We start from the raw sequence: 10,173 nt of genomic DNA on the forward strand, positions 1-10,173 counted from the left end.
AATCGTTATGGCTATTCCATTTTTTTATAATATGTCGACTTTCAGCTTCTTACCAGATTATCTGCGGCAAGAATTTGGAGATCGTTTTTTTTAGTTCAACGATATTGATGGGCTTGGTGATAAATCCGTTGCTTCCGGCAGCACGGGCGGCTTCCATGTCATTTTCGAAGGCATAGGCGGACTGCATGATAATCGGTATGTTCGTGTCTTTCTTTCTAATCTCTTTCAGAGCTTCTATACCATTCATTTCCGGCATTTTTATATCCAGCAAAATCAAATCGGCTCCTTTTTCAGCAAAAACTTTCAATAGCTCCAGGCCGGTTCTGGCTTGCAGAACGTTACAGTGTCTTTTTAAGATGGTTTTTAATAGTAGGAAATTACTTTCCTCGTCTTCTGCGATCAGAATAGTTACATTGTAGTTATCTTCGTTCGTGCCCATATCTTTTATATTATCTGTGAACAAATTTCAGCATTAATTTTTACAATACCAAATAGAATAGAACTTATTCTATGTTTGGAGATCCGGTTTCTCCTTGCTCATCATGGAATATCGTGAGGTCGGGATCGGATTTGTTTTTCATGTTTATTGAAAATAAAAGGCTTGAAAGGTTGAAAGATCCGAGGATGTTTGTATATTTAGTGCATGAAACGAAGCAGCAAGATTAAACTTACCGCTTTGAGGAATGGTTATTAATGAAGAACAAGTATAACTTTTAAATCAAACATCATGGGAAAGAGTCAATTAATTCACAACAACGAGTTTCATTTGATTAGTAAAGCTGAAATTCGCAAAGCTACAGGTAAATTGGTAGAATCATTGAATCTGGCGGCCGGTTCAACGGACGGGTTCGATATTTATAAGGTAGTGGACGCTTATTTTACGGACCTGGACAAGCGTCATGAAGTGAATGCTTTGTTGGGTATCGGCGAAAGTTGCCAATATTACGGTGAACAGGAACAGGTAGAGGAAGTGATCAAGGAGGTAGACTAAGAGCACTTTCTCTATTCTTTTTTCAGGCAATAAAAAAGGAGATATCCGGATGGACATCTCCTTTTGTTTTATTTGAAAAGACGGTAATTATTTACCAGCCAATTTTTCTTTCAGGGCAGCGAGTTCTTCAATGTCACCCAGTGTAGTCTTTTCAACCGGACCGGTTACCATTGCAGATTCTTCTTCTTTCTTTCCACCGCGTTTTGCAGATGATTTCTTTTCGCCAGTTTCTTTCTTAGCGCCTTTCTGTTCATCTTCGAAGATACGGCTGTGAGAAAGGATGATTCTCTTAGCTTCCTTGTTGAATTCGATCACCTTGAACTGCAGTTTTTCGTCTACAGCAGCCTGAGAACCGTCTTCTTTTACCAGATGTTTCGGAGTTGCGAAACCTTCTACGCCGTAAGGCAGAGAGATTACAGCACCCTTATCCAGTACTTCGATGATTGTTCCTTCGTGGATAGAACCTACAGTGAAGATTGTTTCGAATACATCCCAAGGATTTTCTTCCAGTTGTTTGTGACCTAAGCTCAAACGGCGGTTTTCTTTGTCGATTTCCAGAACCTGAACTTCGATTTCAGCACCGATCTGAGTAAATTCTGACGGGTGTTTGATTTTCTTTGTCCAAGACAGGTCAGAGATGTGGATCAAGCCGTCTACGCCTTCTTCGATTTCTACGAATACACCAAAGTTAGTGAAGTTACGAACTTTAGCCATGTGGCGAGAACCTACCGGGAAGCGAGATTCGATATCTTCCCACGGATCAGCTTTCAGCTGTTTGATACCCAATGACATCTTACGTTCGTCGCGATCCAGGGTCAGGATAACAGCTTCGATTTCGTCACCAACTTTCATGAAGTCCTGAGCAGAACGCAAGTGCTGTGTCCAAGACATTTCAGAAACGTGGATCAGACCTTCTACGCCCGGAGCGATTTCGATGAATGCACCGTAGTCAGCCATAACGACAACTTTACCTTTTACTTTGTCACCCACTTTCAAGTTCGGATCCAAAGCATCCCAAGGATGCGGAGTCAGCTGCTTCAAGCCGAGAGCGATACGCTTCTTTTCATCATCGAAGTCAAGGATAACCACGTTGATCTTCTGATCCAGCTGAACGATTTCTTCCGGATGAGAAACGCGGCCCCAAGACAGGTCTGTGATGTGGATCAAACCGTCTACGCCACCCAGGTCGATGAATACACCGTAAGAAGTGATATTCTTGACTGTACCTTCCAGTACCTGGCCTTTTTCAAGTTTGGAGATGATGTCTTTCTTCTGCTGTTCGAGTTCAGCTTCGATAAGAGCTTTATGAGATACAACAACGTTCTTGAATTCCTGGTTGATCTTAACGATCTTGAATTCCATTGTCTTACCTACAAATACATCGTAGTCGCGGATCGGCTTGACATCGATCTGAGAACCCGGCAAGAATGCTTCGATACCGAATACGTCAACGATCATACCGCCCTTCGTACGACATTTAATGTAACCTTTGATGATTTCGTCTTTTTCAAGAGCTTCGTTTACACGATCCCAAGAACGTGTAGCGCGTGCTTTCTTGTGAGACAGGATCAGCTGTCCTTTTTTGTCTTCCTGGTTTTCGATGTAGACTTCTACTTCGTCACCAATTTTCAGATCCGGGTTGTAACGGAATTCTGCCATAGATACAACGCCATCTGATTTGAAACCGATGTTTACTACAACTTCACGTTTGTTCATTGCAGTTACGGTTCCCATAACGACTTCTTTGTCCTTTACTGTGTTCAAAGTCTCGTCATACGTTTTTACAAGATCGTCCTTGCTTACTTCACCGTAAGAATCGCCCTTTTCAAGAGCATCCCAGTTGAAATCTTCAATGGGCTGAATGTTCTTTAAATTTTCCATTCTCTAATTGTTAATACTTAAGTTTGTTTTAATTAGTAAGTTAGACATTATGTTGTCATCTCTCAAAAATCGGGGCAAAGGTAATGCTTTTTTCTGACTTGCAAGACTTTTTGTATGGAAAAAACAATCTTTTGGGCTTGTAATACCGCTACTTACATCTTTTCTTTCTGAGACATCTGCCTCCTTTTGAATAGTTGCCTGAATTTGTAATCGGCTCCCAGCAGGATGAGGGCAAGCATCCCGATATAGGCATAGAAGGGGAGTGTGCTCATATTGGGGATCTGTACGGATATTGGGGAAATATTCATATAAAGGAATGAAGCGATCGCGATACCGACCATAAGCAGCGAGGCGGCGATGACGGCAATCCATCCCCAGCGTTCGTTGCGTTTGCGTATCCGTTCGGCTTCGGCCATGATCTGTCTCATCGCGTTGGCTCGGAACGAAGCCGGAAGCTCCTCTTCCGGCATCCGGCTGAACAGGTCTTTCAATATGTCATTCTTCTCTGTCATTTTATTGTTCCTCCATTCCTTTTAATACAAAAAACAGTTTCTTTCGTATGCGGTGCAATTTCACTTTTATATTAGATGCAGTCAATCCGGTGATCGTCGCCACTTCGTCGATCGTTTTTTCTTTCATATAAAAGAGCAGGATGATCGCCCGCTCATCGGGTGGCAATTGGGCGAGGGCGGCATCGAGCATCTGTATCTGGTCGGAGCTGTCTGTCCTGTCTAGTGCTTCGGCTACTTCTTGTTCCGATACATTATTAATAACCGATTCCTCGATCGCCAGAAACTCGTGTCTCTTTTTCCGTGTTTCCGAGATGGCTGTATTGTAGGCGATCCGGTAGATCCACGTGGAGAAACTGCATTCCCCTTTGAACGACGAGAGGTGCTTAAACACCTTCATAAACACATCCTGTGCCAGTTCCTCCGCATCTTCCCGGTTTCTGACCACCTTTAGGATTAACGAATGAACAGGACGGCTGTATTTATCCAGAAGGCAGGCAAAGCATGCCGTATCTCCCGCTTGTATCCTTTGTATATAATATGTGTCGGTATACAACTCCATCGTATTATAATGGACGCAAGCCGGGCGAATAGGTTACAACTTGCATCGGCAAAAATACAATATATTTTTTTCCCCCGATCTGTAACCTTTCGGAAAGAGATGCGTCAAAAGTAGCAAAGAAATTAAGTAATCATTTAAAACAATACAGTTATGATGGATTTTATTACAGCTCCGCTGGTTGTCGGATTCATTTGTTTAGGTATTTACGCTTTGTTTGAACTGTTCGTTCGTCGTAAAGAACGTTTGTTGATCATTGAGAAGATCAGTGAAAGAATGGATATTGCTGATTTGGGAAAAAGGCTGAGCCTCCCTTCGTATAGTTTGCCTCGTTTTTCGTTTAGCTCTTTAAAAACGGGATGTCTGTTGATGGGAATCGGCTTAGGGATACTTGTAGGCTTTTTCTGTAATTTAATTGTTGCTGCTAATAGTCATTCTTTGGATTTTCGTAATGAATATGAAGCTATCAGTTCAGCTTATGGCGCCTCCGTCCTTTTGTTTGGAGGTTTGGGATTGATTGTCGCATTCGTTATCGAGACGAATATGAAGAAAAAAGAGGATAAATGATAAAGTTTTCACTTTTTTCTCAAGGTGAAAGTTTATTTTTACTTGCAGGAGAATAAATTTTCATCAGCAAGCAACAAAAGTTTCATCGGCGGGAAACAAAAGTTCCAAGCCGATGAAACTTTTTGTTTATCGGGAGGAAAGAGTCGGTTGGTCAGAGCGTTTCCACTCGTTGATCAGCTCGCTTATCGTTTCTTTCACCGACATGATGCGGGTTGTCCGCCAGGCATTGCTTCCTGCGAAAGCGTAGCCGTTCTCGAAGTTTCCTTTGAAGGCATTGTACAGGGCTGTTACGATACAGTAGGGGCTCCGCGAGATATCGCATGTCTTGATGCAGTTGAAAGGACAGACCTTCGGCTGTTTCATCCCGGCTTTTACCTTTTCGAGAAAATGACTGTGGATTGCCCTGCCCGGCATTCCGACCGGACTTTTGATGATCTCGATATCCTTCTCCTGTGCCTTGACGTAGCTTTCCTTGAAAGCGTCGGAAGCGTCGCACTCGGTAGTGGTGACGAAACGGGTTCCTAACTGAACGCCCGATGCTCCCAGGTCCATCACGCGTTTGATGTCTTCACCCGTGTAAATGCCTCCTGCTGCAATTACCGGGATTCTCTTGTTATATTTTTCTTCGAAGTGGGAAACTTCTTCCACTACCTGAGGCAGCAGTTCTTCGAGTGAAAAATGCTCGTCTTCCAGCTGGTTCTCCTTGTATCCTAAGTGGCCGCCTGCTTTTGGCCCTTCCAGCACAACGGCATCGGGAAGATAGTCGTAGTTGTTTTTCCATTTTTCGCAGATGATGCGGACGGCACGTGCACTGGAAACGATGGGGACGAGCTTCGTCACGCTGTCTTTCTTCAGGAAAGACGGCAGGTCCAAAGGTAGTCCGGCACCGCTGAAAATGATGTCTACCTTTTCCGCAATACTGGTTTTCACCAGTTCGGCGAAGTCTGAAAGTGCGACCATCACATTCACGCCGATAATGCCTTTGGCCTTCTCGCGGGCTTTCCGGATCTCGGCTGCAAGGCCCAGATTGCCGGCTTCGGTGTAGTTGGGAGAAAGTTTCTTATATAAGAGACCGAGACCGGCGGCGGAGATAACGCCAATCCCACCTTCATTTGCAACGGCTGAGGCTAAGCCGGAGAGAGAGATTCCTACGCCCATTCCACCCTGGATGATTGGAATGCGGGCTTTCAGATCCCCAATTGTTAATGTCTTCATGTAAGTAAAATGTGTAAATAAAAAATATATATGTGGCAAAGGTAGCACAATAAACCAAAAAATGTGCAGGTTTAATCAATATTATTGCACAGATAAATAATAATTGTGCATTCCCTCTTGTCCCCGCGCTTGACGCGGGGCCGCAAACAAGCCGGCCATATACATCTGATTGATATGGCCGGCTTTAACGCGATCCCGCGTCAAGCGTGGGAGCTATATGGTTTTTGACTTATTTTACCGGGATATAACCGACTTGTTTAACCGTTGCTTGTCCTTCAGCCGATAAGATATAATCGATAAAGGGTTTCACTTTGCCTTCATTCTTTACATCGTAGTAATAGAACAACGGACGGACGATCGGATATGCTTTGTTTTTTGCATTCTCGAAGGATGGCTCGGTGAATGTTTTGCCTGCATCGTAAGAGACATGAATCGGTTTTACTTCTTTGTTTATGTAAGCCAAACCGACATAGCCGATGGCTCCTTTTGTCTGGCTGACAGACTGAATGATGGCTCCTGTTGCGGGCATGCTAAGGATGCCGTTCATATAGTTCTTGTTCTTCAGGACACTTTCCTTAAAGAATTCGTATGTTCCGGAAGACGTTTCGCGCGAATAGGCTACGATCTTCATGTCGGCACCGCCCACTTCTTTCCAGTTCTTGATCTTTCCTGTGAAAATGCCTTCCAGCTGTTCACGCGTCAGGTTGGACACTTTATTGGACGGGTGTACGACTACCGCCAGTGCGTCGTAAGCGATCACCACTTCTTTGGTGCTTTTCTTCGCTTCCTGCAATTTGACTTTTTCATCGAATTTCATCTTACGGGAAGACATGGCGATATCGGTTGTCCCTTCCATCAAGGCTGAGATACCAACGCCGGAGCCGCCGCCCGTCACGGTTATCTTTGCCGATTTATTTTTGTTGATGAAGTTTTCTGCTTCCGTCTGGCTTAAGGGAAGGCAAGTGTCGCTCCCTTTAATTCTCTGTGCAAACACGTTCGATACAAACATACAGGCGGCTACTGCGGCCATAACAATTGTCTTTCTCATTACTCTGTTTTGAATTAAATTTCTGTATGCAAAGTAAATACAGGAGTGTTGCAAGCGTGTGAAACAGATGTTACGTTTGTATTAAAACTTATATTGCAGACGCAAGGTGAATACGTCGTCTTCCCTGTCCTTTTCATATCCCTTTACGAAATCGCTCTTTTCATTGAAGTTGAACTCGTAATAGGCTTGCACGCGGATATGCTTGTTGAAACGGTACAAAGCGCCGATGCCGAGTGTGCTCTGGGCGAGGTCGGTCTTGGAGGTCAAGCTGTTTTCAACGCCGATCTCATTCCCTTTCAACTTGGTGTTGGGATCATAAACGTCGTATTTCAAGACGGCAGAGAAAGGAGTGGTTCCGATGTCGTGCACCAAATAGAAAAAGTAGCCGATGAAAGGACGCTTGAACAGGGAGTTCTCCGGTTCATTGGCCGGGCGTGTCCCTGTGTTGGGGCTTTTGCTGCTGCCGGCGATACCCGGTTGTGTACCTAACAGTCCTTCACCGCGCAAGCTTGTCGTTCCCCAACTGTTTTTGAATGAGAACTGAGCATCCAAGCCGATGTACTCACGTTTCATGTATGTACCGGTTTCTCCTTTGTCGACTGCGATGAATTTTTTATCCTGGAGTTCGTAGGCGGTTGTCGTCGGGTTGTAAACTCCGCCGTTGTAGTAGGAGACGCCTGCTCCCCATTTTCCCCAGTTGCCGATTTTCTTTTCGGCTCCCAAGCGGCCGATGAAGTCTTTGCGGCTGTCTGTTTCCCGATTGATGCTGTTACCGGCGAACAGTCCGGCATCGAGACGGAGAAAACCGATCGGGCTTGTCTCTTTAGCCCGGAGTGTCAGCATGGCGCCTAAATCGCGTTCGTCGGGGAAGAAGTATTGGATGATGGTGGCACGTTCGGGAGATTCTAATCCGCTAGTCGAATAGCCGATTTCGTGACCGAAAGGGCGATTGAAAACACCCGCCATCAGTTGGCAGCGTTTTGTCCAGGGATCTTTTATACCGATGTAAAGGTCACGGAAACTGACACCCTTGTCGTTGGCTTCGATCTGTACAGCACCGGTTCCGATACCGTCATTATATTCGAATTTCAACCGTCCGCGGCGGATGCCGAAACGGTTGAAACCTTTGTCTTCATGTTCGTTCTTGTCACCGACTTTCAGGGTGGCATCTTCCTGACCATATTGGAATTGTCCTTGGATATAAGCGGATACTTTGAATTTGCTGAGTTTCCGGACGATTTTATCCAGGGTTGTCGTCTCCTGCGAAAGTGAATCGATACGAGCATTCAGCTTTTCTATTTCCTGAGCTTCCTGTGCCTTCATCGCAATTGGAAGCAGCGCCAACAGGCCAAGCGCAATAATCTTTCCTGATTTCATTCCTAACTTTTTGGACTCTATGATTTTATTTACAAAGGAACGAGAAAACTGTTTCGCATTTACGACATATATGTTACATTTATGTTACAAGTTGCCGACGACATGGCGAGTGTTATCCGCCCGCTTTTCAAGTTCTTTGATTGTCAATGTTATAACTTTGCCAATCGGCTTGTTGTCCCGATAAGTGACAATACGTAACCAAGTCGCATTCTTGGGTATTCGGAGCGGAGCTTCATATTTCGGAGTGAAGTTGTCGGGGTCCGTATTGTCGAATGTATAGTAGATGTCAAGATTGCCCGGTTCGCTATCCAGTTTGATTTCCAAAACACCATCTTCAGTATAGTAAGGAGTGACGATGGCATTGTACATGCTGCGTGCATAGTTGATCTGTGCCTGGTCTGCACGAACGAAATGTCGTTCGACACGTGGCCAGAACCGGTCCCAATCCGTCTTGGAAGGTCCGGTCCAAAGGACTTCGGCAAGTGCCCATCCACGTGGCCAGGTCATATATTCGGCATGCCGGAAAGTGGGGACGGATTCAGCCCAGAGATTGCCTTGTCCTCCTAGTATCATTTCGGCCGGCACGCTGTCGGGAACTGGGTTGAAACTGTAGGAATCTTTCAGGCGGCACATGGAGTAGGTGTCCGGTTCGACAGATGGTTCTCCTTGCCAGAGGTCGATGTAGCAATGTTCGGTCGGTGTCATGATCACATGATGACCGGCTTTTGCTGATTTGATTCCGCCCTCCATACCGCGCCAGCTCATAACGGTAGCATCGGGAGCCAGCCCGCCGTCGATAATCTCGTCCCAGCCGATCAGTTTTTTCCCTTTTTCTTTCAAGATGCTTTCCATACGGTGGATAAAGTAACTTTGTAGTTCGTTTTCGTTCTTCAGGTTTTCCGCTTTCATGCGAGCTTGGCAACGCGGACATTTGTGCCAAAAACCTTTGAAACATTCGTCTCCTCCGATATGGATGTATTCATCCGGAAACAAGGCGGCAACTTCTGTCAAGACCTTGTCCATAAACTCGAAAGTGGCATCTTTGCCGACACAAAGTGTGTTTTCGTCTTCGCCGTAAAACTTGTTGCCGACCCCGACAGCCGATGGTGCTTTCATACACGCCAGATCAGGATAGGCGACGAGTGCTGCCAGGCTATGTCCCGGCACGTCTATTTCAGGAATGACGCGTACGTAGCGTTCTGCAGCGTATGCCAATACTTCCTTCACATCTTCCTGTGTGTAGAAGCCTCCGTAGGTCGTTTCTTCTCCAGGTTGCTGTGGTGCGCGTTGCCACCATTGCCCGACGCGCGGAGCGCGCCAGGCGCCAACCTCTGTCAGGCGTGGCAGGGATTTTATTTCCAGACGCCATCCTTGATCGTCGGTCAAATGCCAGTGGAATACATTCATTTTGTATTCTGCCAGTTCGTCGATGTATTTCTTTACTTCCTCTTTAGTGAACCAGTGGCGGCTGACGTCAAGCATAAGTCCGCGCCAGGCAAACTGGGGTTTGTCGGTGATGTCGGTACAGGGAACCGTCCAGTCGATGCCTTTTTGTTTCTGGCTGTTTTTTATTTCGGGGGGAAGCATCTGCAATAAAGTCTGTATCCCGTAGAAGATCCCGGCCGGTTGATGGGCGGTGATGATGATATCGCCATGTTTTACCTGCAAGCGATATCCTTCTGCACCGAAAGCGGTATTGTCGGTCAGCTTAAATTCAATGTTGCCGTGCTTTTCAACCGGAATTTCAAAACCTGTTGCGGGGGCAACTTTATTGTTGAAGTACCGAGCTATCCCTATTAACTGAGGATTGGATGTGTCGAGTGTGATAGCTGCCCGGCGAGTCAGTTTGAAATGATCCGTCCCGACTTTCATTTCTTGGGGCTGTGGGATCAATGCAAGTGCATTATCTGGAGTGTCTTTGTGGGAACAAGAGCTAAATCCCTGTATAAGACCTGCTGTAAAGAAGATAAATAGCAACTTTTTCATGAATCAGTGTACTTGTTTATTGTTTAGGTCGCGAAGATAG

10 protein-coding genes are annotated in these 10,173 nt (G+C 45.5%); 2 read left to right on the plus strand and 8 right to left on the minus strand.

Features of this window, described 5'->3' with window-relative positions; all coding sequences use genetic code 11:
• Positions 1-49 precede the first annotated feature (49 nt).
• Positions 50-439, minus strand: a complete 390-nt coding sequence (locus BHV83_RS15965) for a response regulator (protein ID WP_005634180.1) — start codon at positions 437-439, stop codon at positions 50-52.
• Between the two features lie 288 nt (positions 440-727).
• Here BHV83_RS15965 and BHV83_RS15970 point away from each other — a divergent pair, with 288 nt between their 5' ends.
• On the plus strand, positions 728-991 hold the full coding sequence (locus BHV83_RS15970; protein WP_005634177.1) for a hypothetical protein: 264 nt from the start codon (positions 728-730) through the stop codon (positions 989-991).
• A gap of 87 nt (positions 992-1,078) precedes the next feature.
• Here BHV83_RS15970 and rpsA read toward each other — a convergent pair whose 3' ends face one another.
• The 3 genes from rpsA to BHV83_RS15985 form a co-directional block, all read right to left on the minus strand.
• Positions 1,079-2,872 (minus strand): 30S ribosomal protein S1, encoded by a 1,794-nt coding sequence (rpsA, locus tag BHV83_RS15975; protein WP_005649481.1) that lies wholly within the window; start codon positions 2,870-2,872, stop codon positions 1,079-1,081.
• A gap of 152 nt (positions 2,873-3,024) precedes the next feature.
• Positions 3,025-3,384, minus strand: coding sequence for a hypothetical protein (locus BHV83_RS15980; protein WP_119216542.1), 360 nt, complete (start codon positions 3,382-3,384; stop codon positions 3,025-3,027).
• 1 nt (position 3,385) lies between these two features.
• Positions 3,386-3,943, minus strand: a complete 558-nt coding sequence (locus BHV83_RS15985; protein ID WP_005634172.1) for an RNA polymerase sigma factor — start codon at positions 3,941-3,943, stop codon at positions 3,386-3,388.
• A 150-nt stretch (positions 3,944-4,093) separates the two neighbouring features.
• Between BHV83_RS15985 and BHV83_RS15990 the strand changes: the two genes are divergently transcribed.
• Positions 4,094-4,507: a DUF6249 domain-containing protein gene (locus BHV83_RS15990; RefSeq protein ID WP_005649478.1), complete on the plus strand. Its 414-nt coding sequence runs from the start codon at positions 4,094-4,096 to the stop codon at positions 4,505-4,507.
• Between the two features lie 126 nt (positions 4,508-4,633).
• On the opposite strand, the gene BHV83_RS15995 is transcribed toward BHV83_RS15990, so the two are convergent.
• From BHV83_RS15995 to BHV83_RS16010, 4 genes are all read right to left on the minus strand, one after another.
• Positions 4,634-5,722 carry an NAD(P)H-dependent flavin oxidoreductase gene (locus BHV83_RS15995; protein ID WP_022322466.1) on the minus strand — a complete coding sequence of 363 codons (1,089 nt, stop codon included), beginning with the start codon at positions 5,720-5,722 and terminating at the stop codon, positions 4,634-4,636.
• A 229-nt stretch (positions 5,723-5,951) separates the two neighbouring features.
• The gene (locus BHV83_RS16000; RefSeq protein WP_005634165.1) at positions 5,952-6,770 is read right to left on the minus strand and encodes a phosphate ABC transporter substrate-binding protein; all 819 of its coding nucleotides are present in this window, start codon (positions 6,768-6,770) and stop codon (positions 5,952-5,954) included.
• Between the two features lie 81 nt (positions 6,771-6,851).
• Positions 6,852-8,147 carry a putative porin gene (locus tag BHV83_RS16005; protein ID WP_005634164.1) on the minus strand — a complete coding sequence of 432 codons (1,296 nt, stop codon included), beginning with the start codon at positions 8,145-8,147 and terminating at the stop codon, positions 6,852-6,854.
• A gap of 84 nt (positions 8,148-8,231) precedes the next feature.
• Positions 8,232-10,133 carry a beta-N-acetylhexosaminidase gene (locus BHV83_RS16010; protein ID WP_005634162.1) on the minus strand — a complete coding sequence of 634 codons (1,902 nt, stop codon included), beginning with the start codon at positions 10,131-10,133 and terminating at the stop codon, positions 8,232-8,234.
• Between the last annotated feature and the right edge of the window lie 40 nt (positions 10,134-10,173).

Source organism: Parabacteroides sp. merdae-related_45_40 (genome assembly GCF_001915675.1).

Excerpts from the sequence above, each read along its gene's own strand:
- BHV83_RS15965 (WP_005634180.1), bottom strand. The coding sequence starts at position 439 with ATGGGCACGAACGAAGATAACTACAATGTAACTATTCTGATCGCAGAA.
- BHV83_RS16000 (WP_005634165.1), bottom strand. The coding sequence starts at position 6,770 with ATGAGAAAGACAATTGTTATGGCCGCAGTAGCCGCCTGTATGTTTGTA.
- BHV83_RS15995 (WP_022322466.1), bottom strand. The coding sequence starts at position 5,722 with ATGAAGACATTAACAATTGGGGATCTGAAAGCCCGCATTCCAATCATC.
- rpsA (WP_005649481.1), bottom strand. The coding sequence starts at position 2,872 with ATGGAAAATTTAAAGAACATTCAGCCCATTGAAGATTTCAACTGGGAT.
- BHV83_RS15985 (WP_005634172.1), bottom strand. The coding sequence starts at position 3,943 with ATGGAGTTGTATACCGACACATATTATATACAAAGGATACAAGCGGGA.
- BHV83_RS15970 (WP_005634177.1), top strand. The coding sequence starts at position 728 with ATGGGAAAGAGTCAATTAATTCACAACAACGAGTTTCATTTGATTAGT.
- BHV83_RS15990 (WP_005649478.1), top strand. The coding sequence starts at position 4,094 with ATGATGGATTTTATTACAGCTCCGCTGGTTGTCGGATTCATTTGTTTA.
- BHV83_RS15980 (WP_119216542.1), bottom strand. The coding sequence starts at position 3,384 with ATGACAGAGAAGAATGACATATTGAAAGACCTGTTCAGCCGGATGCCG.
- BHV83_RS16010 (WP_005634162.1), bottom strand. The coding sequence starts at position 10,133 with ATGAAAAAGTTGCTATTTATCTTCTTTACAGCAGGTCTTATACAGGGA.
- BHV83_RS16005 (WP_005634164.1), bottom strand. The coding sequence starts at position 8,147 with ATGAAATCAGGAAAGATTATTGCGCTTGGCCTGTTGGCGCTGCTTCCA.